Source organism: Pseudomonas sp. RL, from assembly GCF_000647775.1.
GTDB lineage: Bacteria > Pseudomonadota > Gammaproteobacteria > Pseudomonadales > Pseudomonadaceae > Serpens > Serpens flexibilis.
The window spans coordinates 1-25,723 of record NZ_JBOY01000007.1; the positions used below are offsets into that span (position 1 = coordinate 1).

The 25,723-nt window shown below is 65.7% G+C and carries 23 protein-coding genes and 1 pseudogene; 16 read left to right on the forward strand and 8 right to left on the reverse strand.

What is annotated here, in order from left to right; genetic code table 11:
- The 5 genes and pseudogenes from AS93_RS20810 to AS93_RS0101965 form a co-directional block, all read left to right on the forward strand.
- Positions 1-629: pseudogene (locus AS93_RS20810) on the forward strand (hypothetical protein); the annotation flags it as partial.
- Positions 630-705: 76 nt separating this feature from the next.
- Positions 706-1,524, forward strand: a complete 819-nt coding sequence (locus AS93_RS0101950) for a rhodanese-like domain-containing protein (RefSeq protein WP_027589014.1) — start codon at positions 706-708, stop codon at positions 1,522-1,524.
- Positions 1,525-1,545: 21 nt separating this feature from the next.
- Positions 1,546-2,421, forward strand: coding sequence for an archaetidylserine decarboxylase (asd, locus tag AS93_RS0101955; protein ID WP_027589015.1), 876 nt, complete (start codon positions 1,546-1,548; stop codon positions 2,419-2,421).
- 203 nt (positions 2,422-2,624) lie between these two features.
- Positions 2,625-4,709, forward strand: coding sequence for an EAL domain-containing protein (locus AS93_RS0101960; RefSeq protein ID WP_027589016.1), 2,085 nt, complete (start codon positions 2,625-2,627; stop codon positions 4,707-4,709).
- A 90-nt stretch (positions 4,710-4,799) separates the two neighbouring features.
- Positions 4,800-5,873 carry an NAD(P)-dependent alcohol dehydrogenase gene (locus AS93_RS0101965; RefSeq protein WP_027589017.1) on the forward strand — a complete coding sequence of 358 codons (1,074 nt, stop codon included), beginning with the start codon at positions 4,800-4,802 and terminating at the stop codon, positions 5,871-5,873.
- Between the two features lie 64 nt (positions 5,874-5,937).
- Here the strand turns inward: AS93_RS0101965 and AS93_RS0101970 are convergent, their stop codons facing one another.
- Entirely contained in the window at positions 5,938-6,906 is a 969-nt protein-coding gene (locus tag AS93_RS0101970; RefSeq protein ID WP_027589018.1) for a polyprenyl synthetase family protein, read from the reverse strand.
- 242 nt (positions 6,907-7,148) lie between these two features.
- On the opposite strand from AS93_RS0101970, the gene rplU reads away from it, so the two are divergent.
- The 5 genes from rplU (at position 7,149) to AS93_RS0101995 (ending at position 10,767) form a co-directional block, all read left to right on the forward strand.
- Positions 7,149-7,460: a 50S ribosomal protein L21 gene (rplU, locus tag AS93_RS0101975; RefSeq protein ID WP_027589019.1), complete on the forward strand. Its 312-nt coding sequence runs from the start codon at positions 7,149-7,151 to the stop codon at positions 7,458-7,460.
- A 22-nt stretch (positions 7,461-7,482) separates the two neighbouring features.
- Positions 7,483-7,740 carry a 50S ribosomal protein L27 gene (gene rpmA / locus AS93_RS0101980; RefSeq protein ID WP_027589020.1) on the forward strand — a complete coding sequence of 86 codons (258 nt, stop codon included), beginning with the start codon at positions 7,483-7,485 and terminating at the stop codon, positions 7,738-7,740.
- 156 nt (positions 7,741-7,896) lie between these two features.
- Complete coding sequence (gene cgtA, locus AS93_RS0101985) at positions 7,897-9,117, forward strand: Obg family GTPase CgtA (RefSeq protein WP_027589021.1); 1,221 nt, start codon at positions 7,897-7,899, stop codon at positions 9,115-9,117.
- A gap of 77 nt (positions 9,118-9,194) precedes the next feature.
- Complete coding sequence (gene proB, locus AS93_RS0101990) at positions 9,195-10,313, forward strand: glutamate 5-kinase (protein WP_027589022.1); 1,119 nt, start codon at positions 9,195-9,197, stop codon at positions 10,311-10,313.
- Positions 10,314-10,323: 10 nt separating this feature from the next.
- Positions 10,324-10,767 (forward strand): CreA family protein, encoded by a 444-nt coding sequence (locus tag AS93_RS0101995; protein ID WP_027589023.1) that lies wholly within the window; start codon positions 10,324-10,326, stop codon positions 10,765-10,767.
- Positions 10,768-10,950: 183 nt separating this feature from the next.
- Here AS93_RS0101995 and rpsT read toward each other — a convergent pair whose 3' ends face one another.
- Entirely contained in the window at positions 10,951-11,217 is a 267-nt protein-coding gene (gene rpsT / locus AS93_RS0102000) for a 30S ribosomal protein S20 (protein WP_027589024.1), read from the reverse strand.
- 200 nt (positions 11,218-11,417) lie between these two features.
- On the opposite strand from rpsT, the gene murJ reads away from it, so the two are divergent.
- The 6 genes from murJ (at position 11,418) to ispH (ending at position 18,853) form a co-directional block, all read left to right on the forward strand.
- On the forward strand, positions 11,418-12,959 hold the full coding sequence (murJ, locus tag AS93_RS0102005; protein WP_027589025.1) for a murein biosynthesis integral membrane protein MurJ: 1,542 nt from the start codon (positions 11,418-11,420) through the stop codon (positions 12,957-12,959).
- 75 nt (positions 12,960-13,034) lie between these two features.
- A complete protein-coding gene (gene ribF / locus AS93_RS0102010) occupies positions 13,035-13,973 on the forward strand; it encodes a bifunctional riboflavin kinase/FAD synthetase (protein ID WP_027589026.1) in 939 nt (312 codons plus the stop codon).
- Between the two features lie 15 nt (positions 13,974-13,988).
- On the forward strand, positions 13,989-16,820 hold the full coding sequence (ileS, locus tag AS93_RS0102015) for an isoleucine--tRNA ligase (RefSeq protein ID WP_027589027.1): 2,832 nt from the start codon (positions 13,989-13,991) through the stop codon (positions 16,818-16,820).
- Positions 16,821-16,847: 27 nt separating this feature from the next.
- Positions 16,848-17,345 (forward strand): signal peptidase II, encoded by a 498-nt coding sequence (lspA, locus tag AS93_RS0102020; RefSeq protein WP_027589028.1) that lies wholly within the window; start codon positions 16,848-16,850, stop codon positions 17,343-17,345.
- Positions 17,342-17,779 (forward strand): peptidylprolyl isomerase, encoded by a 438-nt coding sequence (locus AS93_RS0102025; RefSeq protein WP_027589029.1) that lies wholly within the window; start codon positions 17,342-17,344, stop codon positions 17,777-17,779. The genes lspA and AS93_RS0102025 overlap by 4 nt, the downstream gene beginning before the upstream one ends.
- Before the next feature lie 129 nt (positions 17,780-17,908).
- Positions 17,909-18,853, forward strand: coding sequence for a 4-hydroxy-3-methylbut-2-enyl diphosphate reductase (gene ispH, locus AS93_RS0102030; protein ID WP_027589030.1), 945 nt, complete (start codon positions 17,909-17,911; stop codon positions 18,851-18,853).
- Positions 18,854-18,946: 93 nt separating this feature from the next.
- Here ispH and AS93_RS0102035 read toward each other — a convergent pair whose 3' ends face one another.
- Genes AS93_RS0102035 through pilV form a run of 6 tightly spaced genes read right to left on the reverse strand, consistent with a single transcriptional unit; the run spans position 18,947 to position 25,709 of the window.
- The gene (locus tag AS93_RS0102035) at positions 18,947-19,399 is read right to left on the reverse strand and encodes a type IV pilin protein (RefSeq protein WP_037008397.1); all 453 of its coding nucleotides are present in this window, start codon (positions 19,397-19,399) and stop codon (positions 18,947-18,949) included.
- Positions 19,399-23,475 (reverse strand): PilC/PilY family type IV pilus protein, encoded by a 4,077-nt coding sequence (locus tag AS93_RS0102040; RefSeq protein ID WP_256214669.1) that lies wholly within the window; start codon positions 23,473-23,475, stop codon positions 19,399-19,401. The genes AS93_RS0102035 and AS93_RS0102040 overlap by 1 nt, the downstream gene beginning before the upstream one ends.
- Before the next feature lie 12 nt (positions 23,476-23,487).
- On the reverse strand, positions 23,488-23,829 hold the full coding sequence (locus AS93_RS0102045; RefSeq protein WP_139182016.1) for a hypothetical protein: 342 nt from the start codon (positions 23,827-23,829) through the stop codon (positions 23,488-23,490).
- A 14-nt stretch (positions 23,830-23,843) separates the two neighbouring features.
- The gene (locus AS93_RS0102050; RefSeq protein ID WP_027589034.1) at positions 23,844-24,356 is read right to left on the reverse strand and encodes a PilX N-terminal domain-containing pilus assembly protein; all 513 of its coding nucleotides are present in this window, start codon (positions 24,354-24,356) and stop codon (positions 23,844-23,846) included.
- Between the two features lie 7 nt (positions 24,357-24,363).
- Positions 24,364-25,134: a PilW family protein gene (locus tag AS93_RS0102055; protein ID WP_027589035.1), complete on the reverse strand. Its 771-nt coding sequence runs from the start codon at positions 25,132-25,134 to the stop codon at positions 24,364-24,366.
- Positions 25,131-25,709 (reverse strand): type IV pilus modification protein PilV, encoded by a 579-nt coding sequence (gene pilV, locus AS93_RS18570; protein WP_074467509.1) that lies wholly within the window; start codon positions 25,707-25,709, stop codon positions 25,131-25,133. The genes AS93_RS0102055 and pilV overlap by 4 nt, the downstream gene beginning before the upstream one ends.
- Positions 25,710-25,723 lie beyond the last annotated feature (14 nt).

A 25,723-nucleotide genomic window follows, 5' to 3' on the forward strand; every position in this document is an offset into this window, starting at 1 on the left:
CGGGCCCGGCCTGGCACCCGGCCCAGGCGCTGCTCTGGCCGGCAGGCAGCCGCAGGCCGCCACCCCCTGAGCCGCCCTCGCTGCTTTCCAGCTTCTTCCGCCCGGAACAATGGAGCCGCCTGTGCGAGCGTTTCAGCCAGCAGCCGAGCGCCTTCGCCAATCTGCCACACCTGCTCGCCAGCGCCGCGCAAGCCCTGGAACTGTGCGGCCTGCAGCGCTTCGCCCTGCTCTGTACGGACCGCCAGGGCCAGTTGATCGCCCTGCATCAGCAAGGCCTGCCGCCCCGCACGCCCCGCCTGAAGGCCGACCCGGGGCATTGGCCGCTGTTGCCGCAACTGATTGCGCAATCGGTGCTGGTGCACGTCTCGCCGCAGCGCAACGCCGGGCTGTGTCGCAAGCTGCCGCCGGCCATCCGCGAACAGTTCGATGGGCGCCACATGGTCATGCGCGGCTTCGATCTGGGCGGACGCAACGGCCTGGTGCTGTTCGGCGACCAGCACGGCATGCCCTTCTCGGATCGCCAGCTAGAGCTGCTGGAGAAGACCGCGCGGGTGATCGAGCGTGGCACGCTGGCCTTCGGTCGGCGCGGCGCGCCAGCCACTGCGGCAGCCGTACCGCCGGCGCCCTGACCGTCTCGTCGGCGGGCCCACTGCCGTACGGGCGGCTTTTCGCTACAATCGCCCGCCCTTTTCCTGGAGAGCCGCCGTGAGCGACGTCTTTTCCGAACTGCCGCTGGTGATCGAACCGTCGGACCTGCTGCCGCGCCTGTCGGCGCCCGAGCTGATCCTGGTCGACCTGACCAGCAGCGCCCGCTATGCAGAGGGTCATATTCCCGGCGCTCGCTACATCGACCCCAAGCGCACTCAGCTTGGCCAGCCGCCGGCGCCCGGCCTGCTGCCGCCCCGCGAGCATCTGGAAGAGCTGTTCGGCGATCTCGGCCACCGGCACGGTGCGGTCTACGTGGTGTACGACGACGAAGGCGGCGGCTGGGCCGGCCGCTTCATCTGGCTGCTGGACATCATTGGCCAGCGCCGTTACCACTACCTGAATGGCGGCCTGCATGCCTGGCTGGCCGCCGGCCTGCCGCTCAGCCACGACGTCCCGCCGCGCGCCGGCGGCCCGGTGCAGCTGCGCCTCGACGAGACACCCATCGCCAGCCTCGACTACCTGCAGAGCCGCCTGGGCGCCGACGACCTGGTGATCTGGGACGCCCGTTCGCCCGCCGAATACCGGGGCGAGAAGGTGCTGGCTGCCAAGGGTGGGCACATCCCGGGGGCGGTGAACTACGAATGGACCGCCGGGATGGATGGCGCGCGTGCCCTGCGCATTCGTGCGAACATCGCCGAACAGCTGCAGGCCCTGGGCATTACCCCGGACAAGGAAATCATCACCCACTGCCACACCCATCACCGCTCGGGCTTCACCTATCTGGTGGCCAAGGCGCTCGGCTACCCGCGCGTCAAAGGCTATGCCGGCTCCTGGTCGGAATGGGGCAACCATCCCGACACGCCCGTCGAACTCTAGGCTCAGACCCAAGGAACCTTCATGTCCTTCAAAGACCGCCTGTTCATCCTCAGTCAGTACCTGACGCCCCATCACCTGCTGTCGCGCCTGGCCGGCTGCCTGGCCGAATGCCGGATCGGCTGGGTGAAGAGCACTTTCATCCGCCGTTTCGCCGAGCACTTCCAGGTGGACATGAGCCAGGCCCAGGTCGAGGACCTGAACGCCTACGCCCATTTCAACGATTTCTTCACCCGCGCCCTGAAGGAAGGCGCCCGCCCGCTGGACACGACGCCCGGCGCCATCCTCTGCCCGGCCGACGGCACCGTCAGCCAGCTCGGCGCGATCACCGACGGGCGCATCTTCCAGGCCAAGGGCCACAGCTTCAGCGCGCTGGAGCTGCTGGGCGGCGACGCCGAGCGCGCCGCGCCGTTCATGGGTGGCCAGTTCGCCACCGTCTACCTGTCGCCGCGCGACTATCACCGCGTGCACATGCCGCTGGGCGGCACCCTGCGCGAGATGGTCTACGTGCCCGGTCGACTGTTCTCGGTCAACCAGACCACCGCGGAAAACGTACCCGAGCTGTTCGCCCGCAACGAGCGCGTGGTCTGCCTGTTCGACACCGAGCGCGGGCCGATGGCCGTCGTGCTGGTCGGCGCCATGATCGTCGCCAGCATCGAAACGGTCTGGGCCGGCCTGGTCACGCCGCCCAAGCGTGCGCTGAAGACCTTCCGCTATGACGAGGCGGCCCGCGCACCCATCATTCTGGAGAAAGGCGAGGAAATGGGCCGCTTCAAGCTGGGCTCGACCGCCATCGTGCTGTTCGGACCCAACCAGGTCGACTGGGACGAACAACTGGCCGCCCTCAGCCCCGTGGTCATGGGTCAGCGACTGGGCATGGCGCACGACGGCGCCCAGTAAGCCTGCCGGGCCGGGTTCATCCCGGCCCACCCCGGCCAGCCCGATTCCGCGCGGCCGACATAACGCCTCCCCACCCGGCCTGCCGCACCCCAAGCGACCCACGTCACAGCTTCGGCCGGGCGTTTTGACGCGCCGCGCGCCGCGCCGCAAGATTCCGGGCACACCCTCCAGCGTTATTCGCCCGCCCGGGCCGCGTCCTCTCCATGACCATCGACAAGAAGACCATTCGCCTGCTGCTGCTCGAAGACTCGCAAAACGAGGCCGAGCGCCTGGTCAGCCTGTTTCGCAACGCCGGGCGCGCCACCCGCGTGCAGCGCCTGACCTCGGCCGAAGACCTGCAAAGCACCCTGCAACAGACCTGGGACCTGCTGATCTGCGCACCCAGCAGCCAGCTGCTGCCCCCCGAGGAGGTGGTGCACGCCATTCGCCGCCAGGCCAAGGACCTGCCGATCATCCAGTTGGTGCCCGCCGGCATGCCGACCCGCGACATCAGCGACGCGATTGTCGAGGCCATGAGCCTGGGCGCTCAGGATGCCCTGCCGCAGGGCGAGGACGAACGCCTGATGCGCGTCGCCGAGCGCGAACTGGCCAACCTGGAGGAGCGTCGCGCCCGCCGCGCCGCGGAGGTGGCGCTGCACGAGGCGGAGAAGCGCTGCCAACTGCTGCTCGACAGCTCAGTGGATGCCATCGCCTACGCGCATGACGGCATGCATATCTATGCCAACCGCGCCTACCTGGAGCTGTTCGGCTATGCCGACGCCGACGAGCTGGAAGGCATGCCGATGATCGACCTGATCGGTGCCAGCGATCAGAGTGCCTTCAAGGACTTCCTCAAGGGCTACCAGAGTGGCAATGGCCGCAGCGAACTCAACTGTGGCGGCGTGCGCACGGATGGCGAGACGTTCCGCGCCCGCATGCATTTTTCCCCGGCCAGCTATGACGGCGAGCCCTGCATTCAGGTGGTGATCCGCCGTGATGCAGACAACGCCGAGCTGGAGGAGCGGTTGCGCGAGGCGAGCACCCTCGACCCGCTGACCGGCCTGTACAACCGCCCGCATTTCCTGGAGCTGATGGATGCCGCCGCCGAGCGCGCGGTGAATGCCGGCCAGCCGTCCGCCCTCGCCTACCTGCAACTGAACCACTACGCCCAGTTGCTCAGCGAACTGGGTGTCACCGACATCGGCCTGCTGCTGACCGAGCTGGCGCGCTGGCTGCCCGGCCAGTTGCCCGCCGAGGCGTACCTGGCGCGCTTCAGCGACGAGGTCTTCACCGTCCTGTACACCGGGCACACTCCGGAGCAGCTGCAGACGCCGCTGGAGGCGCTGCTCAAGCGCCTGGAGGGCCACCTGTTCGACATCCACGGCCGCAGCGTACAGGCCAGCCTGGGCATCGGCCTCGCCGGCCTGAGCGAAAAGACCGCCCGCGCCCAGGACGTGATCGACCGTGCCCACCGTTGCGCCGACAGCCTGGAGGGACGCGCCGGCCTCAAGCTGCACGACCCGACCGAGGAGCTGGCCGCCGAAGCCAGCCGCGGCAACCTGGAGGCCATGGTGCGCCAGGCACTGGATAACAACGGTTTCCGGCTGCTGTTCCAGCCGATCATCAGCCTGCGCGGCGACACCCAGGAGCACTACGAAGTGCTGTTGCGACTGGCCTCGCCCCAGGGCGAGGAACTGTCGCCGCCGGACTTCCTGGACGCCGCCCGCCAGGCCGGACTGGCGGTACGGATCGACCGCTGGGTACTGCTCACGGCGGTCAAACAGCTGGTCGAGCACCTGGCCAAGGGACACAGCACGCGCCTGTTCATCCACCTGAGCGATGCCAGCCTGCAGGACCCCGGCCTGCTGCCCTGGCTCACCACGGTGCTCAAGGCTGCACGCCTGCCCGCCGACAGCCTGGTGCTGCAACTGCGCGAAACCGATGCCGTCAGCTACCTCAAGCAGGCCAAGGCGCTGGCCGAAGGGCTGCACGCGTTGCACTGCAAGGTCGCCCTGGTGCAGTTCGGCTGCGCGCTCAACCCGCTCAACACCCTGCGCCACCTGGCTGCCGACTACGTCAAGCTGGACGCTTCCTTCACGCGCGAGCTCGGCCAGCCGGAGCAGCTTGAAGGCATCAAGACCCTGCTGGCCGGCCTGCATGCCCAGAACCGCCTGAGCATCATGCCCGCAGTGGAAACCGCCAGCGCGCTGTCCAGCCTCTGGCAGGCCGGGGTGAACTATATCCAGGGCCATTACCTGCAGAGCCCGGCTGCCACCATGAACTACGACTTCGCGGCCGGCGAGGAGTAACCGCCCGGCGCGCGACAATGCACCGCCGCGACCGGGGGCCATTCCCGGGACTAGAGTGTCCTGACACTCTTCCCTACCCAGGAGCGTGCCATGGCCATGATGAAAGCCGCCGTGTTCGTCGAACCCGGCCGCATCGAACTGCAGGAAAAACCCATCCCAGAGGTCGGCCCCAACGACGCGCTGCTGCGCATCACGACCACCACCATCTGCGGCACCGACGTCCACATCCTCAAGGGTGAATACCCGGTGGCGCGCGGCCTGACCATCGGCCACGAACCGGTCGGCATCATCGAGAAGCTGGGCAGCAACGTGAAGGGCTATCAGGAAGGCCAGCGGGTGATTGCCGGCGCAATCTGCCCGAGCTTCACTTCCTACGCCTGCCAGGACGGCGTGCCGAGCCAGGACGGCGGCTGCAGCTGCCATGGCTACAAGCCGATGGGCGGCTGGCGCTTCGGCAACAGCATCGATGGCGTGCAGGCTGAATATGCGCTGGTGCCCGATGCACAGGCCAACCTCGCACCAATACCGGACGGCCTCAGCGACGAGCAGGTGCTGATGTGCCCGGACATCATGTCCACCGGTTTCGCCGGCGCCGAGGCGGCCCATATCCGTATCGGCGACATCGTCGCGGTATTCGCCCAGGGGCCGATCGGCCTGTGTGCCACCGCCGGTGCGCGCTTGCGTGGCGCCAGCACCATCATCGTGGTGGACGGCGTGGACCAGCGCCTGGAAGTCGCCCGCCGCATGGGCGCCGACGTGACGCTGAACTTCCGCAACGTCGACGTGGTAGACGAGATTCTGAAACTGACCGGCGGGCGTGGCGTGGACGCGTCCATCGAGGCGCTGGGTACCCAGACCACCTTCGAGCAGGCGCTGCGGGTGCTCAAGCCCGGCGGCACGCTGTCCAGCCTGGGGGTCTATTCCCAGGACCTGAGCATTCCACTGGGCGCCTTCCATGCCGGCCTGGGCGACCACAAGATCATCACGTCGCTGTGCCCGGGCGGCAAGGAACGCATGCGGCGGCTGCTCAATGTGGTGGCCTCCGGCCGGGCGGACTTCGGCGCGCTGGTCACCCATCACTACCGGCTGGACGACATCGTCGAGGCCTACGACCTGTTCTCCCACCAGCGCGACGGGGTGTTGAAGGTGGCGATAAAACCCTGAGGTCCTAGAGCGGTCGGCGTTTTTCCGGCCGCCGTCGGGGGGCGACGCCAGACGTCACCTGGCCTCAGTGGGTACGGGCGACCGCGAAGCGGGTCAGTTCTTCCAGGGCCTGGCGATGCTCGGAATCCGGCAGCACCTCCAGGCAGGCAATGGCACGATCGGCATACTCGCGGGCCAGCCTGGCGGTGTAGTCCAGCGCGCCGGCGGCTTCCACGGCCTCGCGGATGCGCTCCAGGTCCTCGATGCCGCCCTTCTGGATAGCCTGGCGCACCAGCGCGGCCTGTTCGGCGTTGCCTTCGCGCATGGTGTAGATCAGCGGCAGGGTCGGCTTGCCTTCGGCCAGATCGTCGCCGACGTTCTTGCCCAGGGTTTCGGCGTCGCCCTTGTAGTCCAGCAGGTCGTCGACCAGCTGGAAGGCGATGCCCAGGTTGTCGCCGAACTGGCGCAGCGCTTCAGCCACGTCCGCCGGGGTCTGGGTCAGCACGGCCGCGCTGTGGGTCGAGGCCTCGAAGAGCATCGCGGTCTTGCCGCGGATGACTTCCATGTAGGTTTCTTCGGTGGTGCTGGCGTCGCGCACCTTGGACAGCTGCAGCACTTCGCCTTCGGCGATCACCCGGGTGGCCTGGGAGATGATGCGCATCACCGGCATGGAGCCCAGCGTGACCATCATTTCGAACGAGCGCGCATACAGGAAGTCGCCGACCAGCACGCTGGGGGCGTTGCCCCACAGCGCGTTGGCGGTGGAACGGCCACGGCGCATGCCGGACATGTCCACCACATCGTCATGCAGCAGGGTCGAGGTATGCAGGAACTCGATGATCGCCGCCAGCAGGCGCAGATCGTCCTGGCGGTAACCGAGGGCGCGCCCGGCGAGCAGGACCAGCAGCGGGCGCAGGCGCTTGCCGCCGGCCGAGATGATGTAGTCGCCGATCTTTTCCACCAAGGGAACGCGCGAGCTGAGTTGCTGGCGGATGATCTCGTCGACGGCGGCGAAATCGTCCGCTACCACGCGGTGGAAAAGTTGCGGTTGCACGGCGTATCTCACACTTGCAGGATTGCGCGGCATGCTAGGGGCCGCCCCAGACACTGTCAAGGCGAGGCCCCGCGCCGCTTGCGCCGTCTGGGTGCCTTGCGTACAATCGCGCACCCTGAACTTTCCTGGGCAATTTCCCTGCCTTACGCAAATGCTCGGCGACCCTTCGAACCCGAGCAGCCATGCCAGCCAATACCTCCTCCTATAAAGCGCTGGGTGAGCAGGATCAACGGAGATATTCCATGTACGCTGTAATCGTTACCGGTGGCAAACAATACAAGGTCGCCGAAGGTGAATTCCTGAAGGTCGAGAAGCTGGAAGTCGCCACTGGCGAATCCATCAGCTTCGACCGCGTGCTGCTGGTCGGCAACGGCGACGACGTCAAGATCGGCGCTCCGATCGTAGAAGGCGCCAAGGTGACTGCTGAAGTCATCGGCCAGGGCCGTCATGACAAGGTGACCATCATCAAGTTCCGTCGCCGCAAGCACCACATGAAGCGCCAGGGCCACCGTCAGTGGTTCACCGAAATCAAGATCACTGGCATTCAGGCCTGATCCCTTTAGGAGGATTTGACTCATGGCACACAAAAAAGCTGGCGGTTCTACCCGCAACGGCCGCGACTCAGAAAGCAAACGCCTTGGCGTGAAGCTGTTCGGCGGCCAGGCTGTCAAGGCCGGCAACATCATCGTGCGTCAGCGCGGCACCCAATACCACGCTGGCTACGGCGTGGGCATCGGCAAGGATCACACCCTGTTCGCGAAAGTGGACGGTGCGATCAAGTTCGAAGTGAAGGGCGCCTTCGGCCGTCGCTACGTGAGCGTCGTGACTGCCTAAGTCCGCGCTTGCTGAAAAAGCCCCGTCCGTGCGACGGGGCTTTTTTGTTTCTGTATCCTAGTGGCCGCTGGGAGTCTGTCGGACGTTCGACAGACCCTCAGACCCTGGGCTGATTCACCCGATTCATACTGCCCGCCCACGGGCGGGAGGCGCTCCATGAAATTCGTCGACGAAGTATCGATCTCTGTAAAGGCCGGCGACGGCGGCAATGGCATGATGAGCTTCCGCCGCGAGAAGTTCATCGAAAAGGGCGGCCCCAACGGCGGTGACGGGGGCGACGGCGGCTCCGTGTACCTGGAAGCCGTGGAAAACTTCAACACCCTGGTGGACTACCGCTACACCCGCCGCTTCCAGGCCCAGAATGGCGAAAAGGGTGGCAGCACCGACTGCACCGGCGCCAAGGGCGAGGATCTGATCCTGCCGGTACCGATCGGCACCACGGTGATCGACGCCAACACCCAGGAAATCATTGGCGACCTCGTCAAGGCGGGGCAACGCCTGCTGGTCGCTCAGGGCGGCTGGCACGGCCTGGGCAACACCCGCTTCAAGTCGAGCACCAACCGCGCGCCGCGCCAGACCACGCCCGGCAAGCCCGGCGAATCCCGCGACCTCAAGCTGGAGCTCAAGGTGCTGGCCGATGTCGGCCTGCTCGGCCTGCCCAACGCCGGCAAGAGCACCTTCATCCGCGCAGTGTCCGCCGCCAAGCCGAAGGTCGCCGATTACCCCTTCACCACCCTGATCCCCAACCTGGGCGTGGTCAGCGTGGCCCGCTACAAGAGCTTCGTGGTCGCCGACATTCCCGGCCTGATCGAAGGTGCGTCGGAGGGCGCCGGCCTGGGCATCCGCTTCCTCAAGCACCTGGCGCGCACCCGCCTGCTGCTGCACCTGGTGGACATCGCCCCGCTGGATGAGAGCGACCCGGCTGACGCCGCCGAGACGATTCTCAACGAACTGGGCAAGTTCAGCCCGGCGCTGCTGGAGCGTGAACGCTGGCTGGTCCTGAACAAGGCCGACCAGATCCTCGACGAGGAGCGCGAGGAGCGTCTGAAGCACATCGTCGAGCGCCTGGACTGGAAGGGCCCGGTCTACGTGATCTCCGCGCTGGAGAGCGAAGGCACCGACGCGCTGAGCAAGGACATCATGCGCTACCTGGACGAGCGCGATCAGCGCATCGCCGAGGATCCGGAGTACGCCCAGGCGCTGGAAGAGCTCAACCAGCGTATCGAGGACGAGGCGCGCGCCCGCCTGCAGGCACTGGACGACCGCCGCGCCCTGCGCCGCGCCGGCCTGAAGAGCGTCGACGACGTGGACGACGACGATTTCGACGATTACGAGGACGACGAGGACGGTCCGGAAATCATCTACGTCAGGGACTGACGACAAACCCACGGCGCCGCTTCTCCAAGCGGCGCCGTGCTGATTGACTCACGGCTTTGCGAAGGCAGAACAAAGACATGCGCGACAAGGTGACCGGCGCCAGGCGCTGGGTAGTGAAGATTGGCAGCGCCCTGCTGACCGCCGACGGCAAGGGGCTGGACCGGGCGGCAATGGACACCTGGGTGAAGCAGATGGTCGCCCTGCGCCAGGCGGGCGCGGAACTGGTGCTGGTATCCTCCGGCGCGGTGGCGGCCGGCATGAACCGGCTTGGCTGGGCCGAACGCCCCAAGGCCATGCACGAGCTGCAGGCCGCCGCCGCGGTGGGCCAGATGAGCCTGATCCGCGCCTGGGAAAGCAGCTTCGCCGAGCACGGCCTGCAGACTGCGCAGATCCTGGTCACCCATGACGACCTGTCGGACCGCAAGCGCTACCTGAACGCCCGCACCACCCTGCGCACCCTGGTGGACCTGGGCGTGATCCCGGTGATCAACGAGAACGACACGGTGGTCACCGATGAGATCCGCTTCGGCGACAACGACACCCTGGCCGCGCTGGTGGCCAACCTGGTGGAAGCCGATCTGCTGGTGATCCTCACCGACCGCGACGGAATGTTCGACGCCGACCCGCGCCACAACCCCGACGCCAAGCTCATCTACGAAGCCCGCGCCGACGACCCGCAACTGGACGCCGTGGCTGGCGGCAGCGCCGGCGCCCTGGGGCGTGGCGGCATGCAGACCAAGCTGCGTGCCGCGCGCGTGGCGGCACGTTCCGGCGCCTACACGGTGATCGTTGGCGGCCGCATCGAGAGCGTTCTCGATCGCCTCAAGACCGGCGAGCGCCTGGGCACGCTGCTCAGCCCCGAACAGAGCCGCCACGCCGCCCGCAAGCAGTGGCTGGCCGGCCACCTGCAGATGCGCGGCACGCTGACGCTGGACGCCGGCGCCGTGCGCGCCCTGCGCGACGGACACAAGAGCCTGCTGCCGGTCGGCGTCAAGGCCGCCTCCGGCAACTTCCGGCGCGGCGAGATGGTGGTCTGCGTCGGCCCGCAGGGCGAGGAGGTCGCCCGCGGACTGGTGAACTACAGCGCGGCGGAGACCCAGAAGATCATCGGCCATCCGACCACCGACATCGAGGAGCTGCTTGGCTACATCGACGGCCCCGAGCTGATCCACCGCGACAACCTGATCCTGGTCTGAGGACACATCCATGCGCGCACTGGCCCTGGCCACCCTGCTCTTTTCGCCCCTCGCCCTGGCCGAAACCATCGGCGAGGTTTCCACGGTGTTCAAGTGGCTGGGGCCCAACGACAAGGTGGTGGTCGAGGCCTTCGATGACCCCAAGGTCGAGGGCGTGACCTGCTACCTGTCGCGCGCCAAGACCGGCGGGGTCAGCGGCGGCCTGGGCCTGGCCGAGGATCGCTCCGAGGCCTCGCTCGAATGCCTGCAGACCGGCGCGATCCGCTTCAAGGGCGAGCTGAAGGATGGCGAGGAGGTGTTCAAGGAGCGTACTTCGCTGGTCTTCAAGAGCATGCAGGTGGTGCGCTTTCACGACCAGAAGCGCAACACGCTGGTGTATCTGGTCTACAGCGACCGGATCATCGAAGGCAGTCCGCAGAACTCGCTGACGGCGGTGCCGATCCGGCCCTGGTAGCCCCACGGCCTATGCGGGGGCGGACTTGTCCGCGCGCTGTTCGCGCAGGCCGCCGCCAGAAGCTCGCGAATGAATTCGCTCCCACAGGATCCGCACGCCACCATCACCTCATTGCGGTTTCCAACATAAATCCCAGGCAACAAAAAACCGGCCCTTGGGCCGGTTCTTTGTGGAACGCTTTGCTTAGGCAACCAGGGCCTTGATGCGGGCGTTCAGGCGGCTCTTGTGACGAGCGGCCTTGTTCTTGTGGATGATGCCCTTGTCGGCCATACGGTCGATCACCGGCACTGCAGCCACGTAAGCGGTCTTGGCCTTGTCCAGGTCCTTGGCGTCGATAGCCTTGACCACGTTCTTGATGTAGGTACGAACCATGGAACGCAGGCTGGCATTGTGGCTGCGACGCTTCTCAGCCTGGCGGGCGCGTTTCTTGGCGGAAGGGCTGTTGGCCACCGTCGAACTCCTCGAAAACTGGGGATGCAGGTAAATAAGGCCGCGAATGATGCCGACGCGCCTTTGGCTTGTCAAGCGCGCGAACACCGGCGCGCGATGCCCGGCGAGGCCACGCCCGCTCCCCGCCCCGCGCTGTTTGCCGCTACACTCGCCGCCTGGTTTCCAGGCCCACCGGGCCGACTCTCTCGCATCGGTCGTCCATGAACCTACTCAAATCCCTGGCCGCGGTCAGCTCCATCACCCTGCTTTCCCGCGTGCTCGGCTTCGTGCGCGATACCATCATCGCCCGGGTGTTCGGCGCCGGCGTCGCTTCCGACGCCTTCTTCGTTGCCTTCAAGCTGCCCAACCTGCTGCGCCGCATCTTCGCCGAGGGCGCCTTCTCCCAGGCCTTCGTGCCGATCCTGGCCGAGTACAAGACCCAGCAGGGCGAGGAAGCCACTCGCACCTTCATCGCCTACGTGGCCGGACTGCTGACGCTGGTGCTGGCGGCGGTGAGCCTGCTCGGCGTGCTGGCCGCACCCTGGATTGTCTGGCTGACCGCCCCCGGCTTCGCCGACGAGGCCGACCGTTTCACGCTGACCAGCGACCTGTTGCGTGTCACCTTCCCTTATATCCTGCTGATCTCGCTGTCCTCACTGGCCGGCGCGATCCTCAACACCTGGAACCGCTTCGCCGTGCCGGCGTTCGTGCCGACGCTGCTCAATGTGTGCATGATCGGCTTTGCCCTGTTCCTCACCCCCTATTTCGACCCGCCGATCATGGTGCTCGGCTGGGCGGTGCTGGCCGGTGGCCTGGCGCAACTGCTCTATCAGCTGCCGCACCTGAAGAGGATCGGCATGCTGGTGCTGCCGCGCCTGAACCTGCGCGACAGCGGCGTGTGGCGGGTCATGAAGCTGATGGGCCCGGCGATCCTCGGCGTCTCGGCGGCGCAGCTGTCGCTGATCATCAACACCATCTTCGCCTCCTTCCTGGTGGCCGGCTCGGTGTCCTGGATGTACTACGCCGACCGCCTGATGGAGCTCCCCACCGGTGTGCTCGGCGTGGCGCTGGGGACCATCCTGCTGCCATCACTCTCCAAGTCGGTGGCCGGCGGCAACCGCGAAGACTACTCGCGCCTGCTCGACTGGGGCCTGCGCCTGTGCTTCCTGCTGGTGCTGCCCTGCGCGGTGGCCCTGGCGCTGCTGGCCGAGCCATTGACCGTGTCGCTGTTCCAGTACGGCCAGTTCACCGCCCACGACGCCGAGATGACCCAGCGCGCGCTGATCGCCTATTCGGTGGGCCTGCTCGGGCTGATCCTCATCAAGGTGCTGGCGCCAGGCTTCTACGCGCGCCAGAACGTGCGCACCCCGGTGCGCATCGCCCTGTTCACCCTGGCCATGACCCAGGTGATGAACGTGCTGTTCGTCTTCGTCATCCCGCTGGCCCACGCCGGCCTGGCTCTGGCCATCGGCCTGGCCGCCTGCCTTAACGCCGCCCTGCTGTTCTGGAAACTGCGCGCCCAGGACCTGTATCAGCCGCAACCCGGGTGGGCCTCCTTCCTCGCCCGACTGCTGATCGGGCTGTTGGCGATGGTCGCCGCGCTGCTGGCGGTCATGCACTACCTGCCGGCCTGGTCGGACGGCGACATGCCGATGCGCTTCGCGCGCCTGGGCGTGCTGATTGGCGCCGGGGTGCTCGCCTATTTCGGCGTGCTGGCGCTGCTCGGCTTCCGGCCCCGCCAGTTCGCCCGGCGCGCGCTGTAGCGGCGCGCCGCTGCGCCCTACCCGCATACCGGCGCTGTGCGTATAATCGGCCACTTTTCAATCAAGACATCCGCTATGCAGCTGGTTCGAGGCCTCCACAACCTGCGGCCCCAGCATCGGGGCTGCGTCGCAACCATCGGCAACTTCGATGGCGTGCACCGCGGCCATCAGGCCATTCTCAAGCGTCTGCGCGAACGCGCGGCCGAGCTGTGCCTGCCCAGTTGCGTGGTGATCTTCGAGCCGCAGCCGCGCGAGTTCTTCACCCCGGACAAGGCGCCCGCGCGCCTGGCGCGCCTGCGCGACAAGCTGGAGCTGCTGGCCGCCGAGGGCGTGGACCGCGTGCTGTGCCTGGCCTTCAACCGCCGCCTGCGCGAGCTGTCTGCCCAGGACTTCGTCCAGCAGGTGCTGGTCGACGGCCTGCACGTGGCACATCTGGAGATCGGCGACGACTTTCGCTTCGGCTGCGACCGCGCCGGGGATTTCGCCTTCCTGCAGCAGGCCGGCGAACGCCACGGTTTCTCGGTGGAAGCGGCCAGCACCATCGAGCTGGACGGTGAGCGAATCAGCAGCACGCGGGTGCGCCAGGCCCTGGCCGCCGCTGACTTTGCCCTCGCCGAACGCCTGCTGGGCCGCCCCTATGCGATTGCCGGCCGGGTGATGCACGGCCAGAAGCTCGGCCGCCAGCTGGGCACGCCCACCGCCAACGTACAGCTCAAGCGCACCCGCGTGCCGCTGCAGGGGGTGTACCTGGTCAGCGTGCTGCTCGACGGCCAGCGTCGCCCGGGCGTGGCCAACATCGGCATGCGTCCCACCGTCCAAGGCGACGGCCGCGCCCATCTGGAAGTGCATCTGCTGGATTACGCCGGCGACCTGTATGGCAAGCGCCTCAGCGTGGCGTTCCACCACAAGCTGCGCGACGAACAACGCTTCGCCTCGCTGGAAGAATTGAAAACCGCTATCGACGCCGATATCGCTGCCGCCCGAGCCTACTGGCTGGGCCAACCGCTTCAATAACGAGCCTGAACGACGATGACCGACTACAAAGCGACCCTCAATCTGCCGGAAACGGCATTTCCGATGAAGGCCGGCCTGCCGCAGCGCGAGCCGGAGATGCTGCAGCGCTGGGACAGCATTGACCTGTACGGCAAGCTGCGCGCGATCGGTGAGGGACGCCCGAAGTTCATCCTCCACGACGGTCCGCCCTACGCCAACGGCAGCATTCACATCGGCCACGCGGTGAACAAGGTCATCAAGGACATGATCGTGCGTTCGCGCACCCTGTCCGGCTTCGACGCCCCCTACGTGCCGGGCTGGGACTGCCATGGCCTGCCCATCGAGCACAAGGTGGAAACCACCTTCGGCAAGAACCAGCCGGCCGACCAGACCCGCGAGCGCTGCCGCGACTACGCCAGCCAGCAGATCGAAGGCCAGAAGGCCGACTTCATCCGCCTGGGCGTGCTCGGCGACTGGAACAACCCGTACAAGACCATGGAGTTCGCCAACGAGGCCGGCGAGATCCGCGCGCTGGCGAAGATGGTCGAAGGCGGTTTCGTGTTCAAGGGTCTCAAGCCGGTGAACTGGTGCTTCGACTGCGGCTCGGCACTGGCCGAGGCGGAAGTCGAATATCAGGACAAGAAGTCCGACGCCATCGACGTGGCCTTCGCGGTGGAAGACGCCGAAAAGCTCGCCGCCGCCTTCGGCCTGGCCAGCTTGGCCAAGCCGGCCAGCATCGTGATCTGGACCACCACCCCGTGGACCATCCCGGCCAACCAGGCGCTGAACGTTCACCCCGACTTCGTCTACGCGCTGGTCGATACCGGCGACAGGCTGCTGGTGCTGGCCGAGGAACTGGTCGAGTCCTGCCTGCAGCGCTACGAGCTGGACGGGCAGATCATCGCCCGCACCGAAGGCGCCAAGCTGGAACTGATCCGCTTCCGTCACCCGTTCTACGAGCGTTTCGCGCCGGTGTACCTGGCCGACTATGTGGAAACCGGCTCCGGGACCGGCATCGTGCACTCCGCACCGGCCTACGGCGAGGACGACTTCCGCTCCTGCAAGCACTACGGCATGTCCAACGACGACATCCTCAGCCCGGTGCAGAGCAACGGCGTGTACGTGGCCGACCTGCCGTTCTTCGGCGGCCAGTTCATCTGGAAGGCCAACCCGGCCATCGTCGACAAGCTGCGTGAAGTCGGCGCACTGCTCAAGCACACCGCGATCCAGCACAGCTACATGCACTGCTGGCGCCACAAGACCCCGTTGATCTACCGCGCCACCGCGCAGTGGTTCGTCGGTATGGACAAGGCGGTGGCCGACGGCAGCAGCCTGCGCGCCCGCGCACTGGACGCCATCGAGCAGACCCAGTTCGTGCCAGCCTGGGGCCAGGCGCGCCTGCACGGCATGATCGCCGGCCGCCCGGACTGGTGCATCTCGCGCCAGCGCAACTGGGGTGTGCCGATCCCGTTCTTCCTGCACAAGGAAAGCGGCGAGCTGCACCCGCGCACCGTCGAGCTGATGGAGCAGGTGGCCCAGCGCGTCGAGCAGCAGGGCATCGAAGCCTGGTTCAAGCTGGAGCCGGCCGAGCTGCTGGGCGCCGAGGCCGACCAGTACGAGAAGATCAACGACACCCTGGACGTGTGGTTCGACTCCGGCACCACCCACTGGCACGTGATGCGCGGCTCGCACCCCATGGGCCACGAGCAGGGCCCGCGCGCCGACCTGTATCTGGAAGGCTCCGACCAGCACCGCGGCTGGTTCCACTCATCCTTGCTCACCGGCTGCGCCATCGACGGCCACGCGCCCTATCGTGGCCTGCTGACCCACGGCTTCGTGGTCGACGAGAACGGCCGCAAGATGTCCAAGTCGCTGGGCAACGTGATCGCCCCGCAGGAAGTCAACGACAGCCTGGGCGCCGACATCCTGCGCCTGTGGGTGTCGTCCACCGACTACTCCGGCGAGATGGCCGTCTCCAAGACCATCCTCACCCGCAGCGCCGATGCCTACCGGCGTATCCGCAACACCACGCGCTTCCTGCTTTCCAACCTGAACGGCTTCGACCCGGCCCGCGACCTGCTGCAGCCCGAGCAGATGCTGGACCTGGACCGCTGGGCAGTGGACGCCGCGGCACGCCTGCAAGCCGAGATCATCGAGGCCTACGACGAGTACCGCTTCTGGAACGTCTACCACAAGGTGCACAACTTCTGCGTGCAGGAGCTGGGCGGCTTCTACCTGGACATCATCAAGGACCGCCAGTACACCACCCAGGCCAACAGCATCGCGCGGCGCTCCTGCCAGACCGCGCTGTTCCACATCGCCGAGGCGCTGGTGCGCTGGATCGCGCCGATCCTGGCCTTCACCGCCGACGAGATCTGGCAGTTCCTGCCGGGCGAGCGCAACGAGTCGGTGATGCTCAACACCTGGTACGACCAACTGGCCACCTTGCCGGAAGGCTCCACGCTGGATCGCGCCTACTGGGAGCAGATCCAGGCCGTGAAGGGCGCGGTGAACAAGGAGCTGGAAAACCTGCGCGCCGCCAAGGCCATCGGCGGCAGCCTGCAGGCCGAGGTCACCCTGTTCGCTGAACCGGCGATGGTCGAGCAGTTGGCCAAGCTGGGCAACGAGCTGCGCTTCGCGCTGATCACCTCCACCGCCTCCCTGGCGCCGCTGGCCGATGCGCCGGCTGACGCCGTGGGCACCGAGGTGGCGGGCCTGAAGCTGAAGATCGTCAAGTCCGAGCACGCCAAGTGCACCCGCTGCTGGCACCACCGTGAGGACGTGGGTCAACACGCCGAGCATCCGGAGCTGTGCGGCCGCTGCGTGGACAACATCGAAGGTCAGGGCGAGGAGCGCCACTATGCGTAACGAATCGCCGGTCAGCGAGGGCATGCGATGAGCGCGCGCTTCGGCAAGCTGCCCTGGTTGTGGCTCACCGCCCTGGTATTCGTGCTCGACCAGGCCAGCAAGTTCTACTTCGAGGGCGCCCTGAACCTGTACCAGCAGATCGTGATCATTCCCGACCTGTTCAGCTGGACGCTGGCCTACAACACCGGCGCGGCCTTCAGCTTCCTGGCCGGCCAGTCCGGCTGGCAGCGCTGGCTGTTCGCGCTGATCGCCATTGTGGTCAGCGTGGTGCTGGTGGTCTGGCTCAAGCGTCTGAAGCCCAACGAAACCTGGCTGGCCATCGCCCTGGCACTGGTGCTCGGCGGCGCGCTGGGCAACCTGGTGGACCGCGTGCTGTTCGGCCACGTCATCGACTTCATCCTCGTGCACTGGCAGAACCGCTGGTATTTCCCGGCTTTCAACCTGGCGGACAGCGCCATTACCGTTGGCGCCATCATGCTGGTCATCGACATGTTCACATCCAAGCAGTCCGGAGAATCCCAATGACTGACATCCGCATCGGCCCGGACAAGGAAGTTACCCTGCACTTCGCCCTGAAGCTGGAGAGCGGCGACGTGGTCGACAGCACCTTCGACAAGCAGCCCGCCACCTTCACATTCGGTGACGGCAACCTGCTGCCCGGCTTCGAGCTGGCCCTGCAGGGTCTGAAGGCCGGCGACAAGCGCAGCCTGCGCATCGAGCCGGAACACGGCTTCGGCCAGCCCAATCCGCAGAACGTGCAGGTCATGCCCCGCGGCCAGTTCGAGGGCATGGAGCTCTCCGAGGGGCTGATGGTCATCTTCCAGGACGCCGCCAAGGGCGAGCTGCCCGGCGTGGTCAGCCACTTCGACAACCAGCAGGTCACCGTTGATTTCAACCACCCGCTGGCCGGCAAGGTGCTGACCTTCGAGGTGGAGATCCTGGACGTCAAGGCCGCCTGACGGTAGCCGAGGCCATAGGGTAGACAACGCGACGCCTTGTCTACCGTTGACACCCCAGCGCCTACCCGGTGGAAAATCGCTTCGCGAGTTTCCACCCTACGCCTAGCACCACCACGACGAGACACCGCCATGCACATCAAACTCGCCAACCCCCGTGGCTTCTGCGCCGGTGTCGACCGCGCCATCGAGATCGTCAACCGCGCCCTGGAAGTTTTCGGCCCGCCGATCTACGTGCGTCACGAAGTGGTGCACAACAAGTTCGTGGTCGAGGACTTGCGCGCCCGTGGCGCCATCTTCGTCGAGGAACTCGACCAGGTGCCGGACAACTACATCGTCATCTTCAGCGCCCACGGCGTCTCCAAGGCCGTGCGTGACGAAGCCGATCGCCGCGGCCTGAAGGTTTTCGACGCCACCTGCCCGCTGGTCACCAAGGTGCATATGGAAGTGGTGCGCTACAGCCGCGAAGGCCGCGAATGCGTGCTGATCGGCCACGCCGGCCACCCGGAAGTGGAAGGCACCATGGGCCAGTACGACAACAGCAACGGCGGCAGCATCTACCTGGTGGAAAACGAGGAAGACGTGGCCCGCCTGCAGGTGCGCCAGCCAGAATCGCTGGCCTTCGTCACCCAGACCACCCTCTCCATGGACGACACCAGCAAGGTCATCGACGCCCTGCGCCAGCGCTTTCCCAACGTCGGCGGACCGCGCAAGGACGATATCTGCTACGCCACCCAGAACCGCCAGGACGCGGTCAAGCAACTGGCCGTCGAGTGCGACCTGGTGCTGGTGGTCGGCAGCCCGAACAGCTCCAACTCCAACCGCCTGCGCGAGCTGGCCGAACGCATCGGCACGCCGGCCTACCTGATCGATGGCGCCGAGGACCTCAAGCGCGAGTGGTTCGAGGGGGTCGAGAAGATCGGCATCACCGCCGGCGCCTCCGCCCCGGAAGTGCTGGTGCGTGGCGTGATCAGCCAGCTGCGCGAATGGGGCGCCACCGGCGCCGAGGAACTGGAAGGCCGGCCGGAGAACATCACCTTCTCCATGCCGAAGGAACTGCGGGTGAAGGCGCTGTAATTGCGCGGGTAACAAACGACAAGGCCGGCGATTGCCGGCCTTGTCGTTTCTGCCATTACCAGACCGTAGGGCGGTTGGCGCCTTTCCGGCCGCCTACCAGCAGGCGTCGAGATTACCGTTGCCGCTGCGCCCACGCTCGCCCCGGCTGTTCAGGGTCAGGTTGCCGCACGCGGCATCATTGACCTGCGCCCCGCGCGGGGTTGCCGTGAGGATCACGCAACTGGCGATGCCCTGCCCGGCGCCGTTGCCGCAGGCCGCCGCCGTGATGCTGTAGCGCCCCTCGTCGGAAATCACCGGGTTGGCGGCATAACCTAGGCCGGTCGGCGGGACGGCAACCGGATCGCCGTTCAACGCAGCGATATAGCGCTGGTTCTGCGAGTAGAAGCGCTCCTGGGCCTGCAGGATCTCCATCAGCTTGGCCTTGCCGTCAGCCCGCCCGGCCCGCAGGGTATGTTCCTGATAGCTCGGGTAGGCGATGGCCGCGAGGATGCCGATGATCGCCACGACGATCATCACTTCGAGCAGGGTGAAGCCTTTCTGGTCCATCAGTTTTCTCTCCAGTAGGTGGGTGTGACCGGGGTGCTTTCGCAATAGCTCTTGCCGGGGCCATAGCCGCAGACCGGCGTGCCGAGTTCAGAACCGGCGCCAGTTGTAGGTGTATTGGAACCACCAGTGCCAGTCCCCGTCCCAGGCGTCGTGCCATCATCACCGCCACCGTCGCTGCCTGAATCACCGGACGGGCTGTCATCCAGAATCACCGAAGGACTCGGCGGAATCCCGCTGCGATTCAGGTCGAAGCCGCGCACCACCACACCATCCTTGAGGAACACGCCGCTGGCATCGCTGAGGTTGACGGCGTAGTAGCGGCCCCGTCCGACATCCGGCCCGCAGGTGCTGACCGCCTGGCCGCGCGGGCTGAAGGTACTGAACAACACCACGCCCTTGTAGGAGGTCGAGGCCGATAGCACCTTCTCGCCATGGGGCAGGCGCATGAACCAGCCCTGGCTCTGGCCGAGCAGGGTCTGGTTGGGCGTGTAGTTGTCGCCCGGCTGCAGCTGGGCGTAGAGGCCATTGATCTCGGTGCGCAGGCCCGGCAGACGCTCGCTGGCGGTGACGATCGCCTGGTCCAGCAGGAACTGGTAGGCCTCGAGGATGGTCAGGTCGTCGCCGTACTGCGCGCGGGCCGCCGCCAGTTGTTCCTCAGTCAGCGAGGGGGAGTCGACGTAGGGCAGTGCCTGCAGCGCTTCGATGGCGGTCAGCAAGGCAGCGGCCTGGGCCAGATGCGTCTGGCGCTCATCCTCGAGATCGTCGAGCAGTTCGACATCATTACTCTGGCTGTCGGCCAAATTCTCTAGGTCCTGCAGCTTGCCCTGTTCGTCGCGCGCCAGGAGGTCGCTTTCGAGCTGGCCGGCACCGCTGTCCCAGGAACCGACGTCCGCGATGGCGGCCTGCAACGCATCCAGTGCTAACTGACGGTCTGTCGTGGCAGCACGGGCGGCGTCGATCAGATCAGGCAGCGTGGTATTCAGCCGATCGCGCCCGGCGGCCGCAGTTGCGTAGTTCTGACGCAGATCGCCGAGCTCTTGCTCCAGCCTATCCACATCTGCGTTGTCGGGGTCGTTGCGGGCTGCTACCAGCTCCGCCTCCTTGGCCGTCACGGTGGCCTGGTAGGCTTCCAGAGAGGCCTGCCGCTGCAACAGATTGCCGTAGACCGTGGTCAGCTGACTGCGATAGGCAATCAAATCGGTGTTGTTCGGATCCGCCGCCACCCAGCCATCGAGCAATGCCTGCACATTGGCGATCTGCTCCTGGAAGTCCCGCTGTTGCTCGGATTCCGGCGCATGCTGCACGACGAAGGGATTCCGCTCGAGGATCTGCTCGATCTGCTGCTGGCGATACAGCGCCTCGGCCTGTTCCTGTTGCCACTGCTGATACTTGCCGGTCAGGCCGCTGGAGGCCCGATAGTCCGTCAGGGCCAACTGGGCCGACACCACCGTCGCATTCAGCGCGCTGATTTCCGCTTCCTTGGCGGCCAGCTGCGTGCGGATAGCCGCCGCCGCGTCGCCACTGACACTCACACTGGAAACATCCGTCAGATCAGCCTCGGTCAGCGTCGTATAACTCGTCGGTGCCGAGTAGACGTTGTAGTCACGCAACACATAGAAGCGGTCTTCGGTGTCCTCGTTGAGTGGATGGGCGCGATAGCCCGAGCCGATGGCGATGGTGAAGTGCGGCTGGCTACCACGCACGCGGTGCAGCGCGATGTCCGGCGGGCTGTAGAAACGGCGATTGTCCGCCGCCGTAGTGCCGCCCAGGCTGGCGACACGCCCACCCGTCGCGGTGCTGTTGGCACCGCTGTGGTTGAAATCGATGCGGAAGATCTGCCCGCGGGTATCCGCGACATAGAGGATATCGACCAGCCCATTGCCATCGACATCCACCAGCGCCGGCTCGGCCGGAATGCTGTTGGTCATGCTGGCGATCTGCAGGTCGGCCGCCTGATCGCTGCCGGCCCGCCACAACAGCTTCCCGCTATCGGCGTCGACAATGAACAGCGCATTGCCACGTGTATCGTTGCTGGGGGTGTTCGGCTCGTCATTGTCCTGGTTGGTGTCGTAACCACCGGACAGGATCAGCACCTTGGTGGGCGTGCCGTTGACCTTGAGCTGGCCCAGCATCGGCGCCGCCCAGGTTTGCCCGAGCGCATCGAAACCCGGCGTCACGCCACCCTTGATCGCCCACTTGAGCTTGGGCGCATCAAGATTGGCGACATCCAGGGCGTAGTAATTGCGCCCGCCCCGGCGCATGCCGGCATACAGGAACGCCTTGGACAGGCTGCGGGTCTGGTTGTCGGCATCCAGGGGGCCGTACTCGACCCACAGCTTGATCTGCCCGTCCATGCCATAGGTCTTGGCTCCACCCTTCGCATCCTTGTAGTAGGCACCCAGGTTGGGCAGCAACTCCTTGGGAATGAAGGCGAACTTCTCTACCCCGGTGCTGGCATCGACGGCATGAATGAAGCCTTCGTTGCTGCTGAAGAACAGGTACAGCTGCTCCAGGGACGAGCCCAGCACGGGATCGTACGTGGGGTCATTGGTCGGTTTTTCGGCATTGGTGACCCGTGCCAGGTTCTCATCGGTGCGGTAGGCCACCAGCTTCGGCTCGTTATGCAGGATATCGGCCACCTGCTGGCGGCGGGTATTGGTCTGCGGATCGAGTCCCTGGCCCCACTTGATGAAGTTGCTGCGCTCGGTGTTGTTGGCCGCGCCAAGCATGGCGTTGGTCAGCTGCTGGGTATCCGCAAGGCTTGCCAAGGTGGCTGCGCCGGTTACACCCGCATTGGCTGTCGGGGTACGGTCGTTCCCGGTCCAGGTGTAAACCGTTCGCGAAGCCGGCAGGTTCTCGGCCACGCCACCCTTGGCCACATCCTTCCCGTCCGTGCTCGATGACCAGAAGCTGCGCGCGGTATCGCGGAAGAAGCCGGTCTGGGGGTCCACGGCCGGATTGCCGTCGCGATCGACGATCAGGCTGTCGCCGTTGCCATCCCGGGTCAGCTTGTAGCGCTTTACGTTGCCCACCCAGCGGTCGCCTTCGGCGGGCCGGAACAGCGCGTAATAGAGGTCGTTGCGGTAGCCGAGATTGTTGTAGGCGCTCACCGCCACGCTGGGCGCGGCGAAGCTGGTGTTCTCGGCGAGGATCTCGACGATGATCGACTTCATCGCCTCGGTCAGCCCGGAGACGTTGCTGGTGGTGAAGTACTTGCCGCCGCCAGCCTCGGCGGTGTTCTTCAGCAGCGGCAGGTCGATGGCGAAACCGATGGTGTAGGTGTTGACCGTCTGCGTGCCGCTCACGCCAGGAGCCATGTCCTGATTGGCCATGTACTCGGCCAGGTGAGGCAGGCAGGCTCCCTGACCATTGCCGCAGGTCGAGGCGGGATATCGGACATTCTTGCCGGCCACCAGCTTGCGCACCGCCTCGTTGGAACTGGTGTCCTGGGTTGGCTCGCCATCACTGAGATAAATGATGTTGGTCTTCTGGCAACTATGGGTAAGCGGGGATATATAGGCGCCGTCCCGGATGGAGCTCGCAACACTGACATTAACGAGTTCCCGCTTCGTACAGTTTCCCCTGCGGTCCCAATCAACACACTGCAAGACTTCCTTGCCCCAGTAGGGACTACCACCACTCAGATAAAGAAAGGCTTCGTAGAATGTTTCCAGCAGCGGAGTATTCCCCGATGCAGGGATATCATCCACAACGTCCTTCATGTCGACGGCATTATTTTTCGTCAGCCGCTTAACTTCCTGCAGGACCTTACCGCCATCATTGCCGTTGAAGCGCATGATGCCCACATTGACATCCTCGGCGACTTTCAACTCATCGATAAGCTGCTTGGTCACCTGGCGCACGACCTGAATGCGACTTTGCTTGGGCTTGGTGCCGGAGACTTCCGTGCCCATGGAACCGGAGGAGTCGATGATGAACAGAATGTTCGGCCGAACCCGTTGATCGGCCGGCAGATCGCGGGTGACGTAGATTTCTATGTCGTCTGCCAGCACCGCCTGAGAGGCCAGCAACGTATAGAGAAAGGCCCCTGCGGCCAGCGCTAATTTCCTTGCCATGATTGACCCTTCTTACTCGAATATCTCGACTTTTAGAATCCGCTTCGGATCAGCACTGGAGATCGTCACATGACCGTCCCATTCGACTCTTTGCCCGAGCAGCGAAATGTCCAGCTCCTGGTTGCCGCGTATCAGCCGGGTTTCTCGATCAATGAATTTCTGCTGAATCTCACAGGTCGAACAGGTGTAAACCAGCACAGTTGCCAAACGCTCTGGCTCGTGCCGCCAGTGGAAAATCAACCGCTGGGATTCGATGGTTTCCATAAGCACTTCATGCATCGCTTGTTCCCGCGCCGCTGCATTTCCTAGCGCCAACGCAAGAATGCAGGCGATACATACGCCGATCCGGGTCATGACCCACTCCTCGCTCACTGGTTACTCATGAATACGATGCCCTGCACCTGCGACGACTCGGCCCCGCCATCCATCCGGGCGGTGGTGGCCACTTCGTAATAGGTGCAGGAGAACTTGTCCCCGCTGCTGCCGTCCTCACAGATCCGCTGGTTCAGGAAACGCACGCTGTGCTGGGGGAAGGCAGCTCCCGCAGGATCGATTTCGGCATCAAGCGCCACGGGCAGCCGGCTGGTGTCCGGCAGGGCCAGGTTGGCCAACTGAGAGGACGTCAGGCCATGGACTCCGGCATTCAGCGCCTCCAGTAGCGGGGCACGCCCCGCGGCGCTGGTATTGAACAAGCGCTGCTGCGCGCGCATCTCGCTCTGCGCCAGCTGGTGGGCCATGCTGCGGAACTGGGTGTTGCTGGCCATGCGCTCCTCAAGCGTGGCAAAGCGCACGGCGGTCAGGCCGGCAACGGTCAGTACCAGGAGAAAGATCAGGGCCACGATCAGGCTGGCCCCGCGTTGACGAAGGGGTACTCGAAGCATGGGGACCTCAGTAAATGTTCTTCAGCTGAATCGTGGTGGTGAAGATCTGCCGGGCCAGCCGGTCATTGAAGCTCACCGGCTCGGCGTCGAGCAGGATGTAGGGCCGCGCGGGTGGTGCAGGCGACACGGGGGAGAGGGAATTGGCCAGCACGGCCACCCGCACGGCACGTACCTGCTCCCAGTTGGTGACGCGATCGGCCGAGACATACTGGTTGGCGCTATCGAGGTTCCCCTGGGTGCTGATGCCAAACAGCACCTGCAGGCGATCGATGCCGCTGACCAGCTCGACGTTCGACGTGAGCACCTGGTAGGGCGTGTGTTGGTAGGAAGAACAGCGCAGGCTGCCGTTCTGCACATGGAAGACGTTGACCAGGACGCGATCGTCATCCACGGTCGTTCCGCCGCAGTCCTGGCGCGTCCCGGTCACCGGGTCCCTGGGTGGCTGGAAGGCGATGGCCAACTGGTCCGAGGCGTTGCCGTTGCCAGTTTCCGTACACAGCCCCGTGCAACCCGAGCCCTGCACTGCGAGTGGCGGCCACAAGCTCAGCGCGGTTGGTTCCACATAGCCGCCCATCCGAACACTGCGCGCAATGAACTCCAGCGCAAAGCGGCCATTCTCCTGCAGCACCGACATGGCCTCGTTGGTGGCGTAGGTCTGCTTGCTGGCCAGGAACACCTGGATGATGCCGGTCAGCAGCAGCAGGCTGAGCACCAGGGCGACCAGCAGTTCGACCACGGTCAGGCCGAGCTGCCGAGCCGGAGCGATCATGTACTTCATCGACGAATCTCCTCGAGCCGGGAGGACAAGACCTTCTCCCCCCGCTGCTGTTTGCCACGCTCCTGCGGCTCGTTGCCCTTGCTCAGCCAGGTGGCTGTCAGCGACAGCACGCCGTTGACGTTGCCGATCGCCACCACCGGTGCAGCGGCACTCGCCGTGAGGAAGTCGCGACTGGAGAAGCGCGCATCGTCCGCATTGAAGTTGGCCAGAGCGGCATAGCTGCAGCGCGCCTCCCAGCTGTCGAACGCGGCCATCTGCGCGGCGGTGCAGCTGGCGGCATTGACCTTGGCGCCGGTGGCCGGATTGACGTGATCCGCACAGCGCACCGCCGGCAGGGCCGCGCAGTTCACGGCCGCCGCGTAGTCGGCAGCGCTCCCCTGGGGATTGGCGCGCATCCGCTCGGCCAGGTCCTGCAGCACGGCGGCGGCCTGCGAGCGCTGCGCACTGTCGGATGTCCCCTGCAGCGCATTGAGCTGCAGGGCCGCCAGGCCAAGCAGCCCCACCGTGAACACCAGCAGGGTGACCAGCACCTCGATCATCGAGAAGCCGGCCTGCCTGTTTCCTTTGTTCGACATTGCTGATCCCTCGT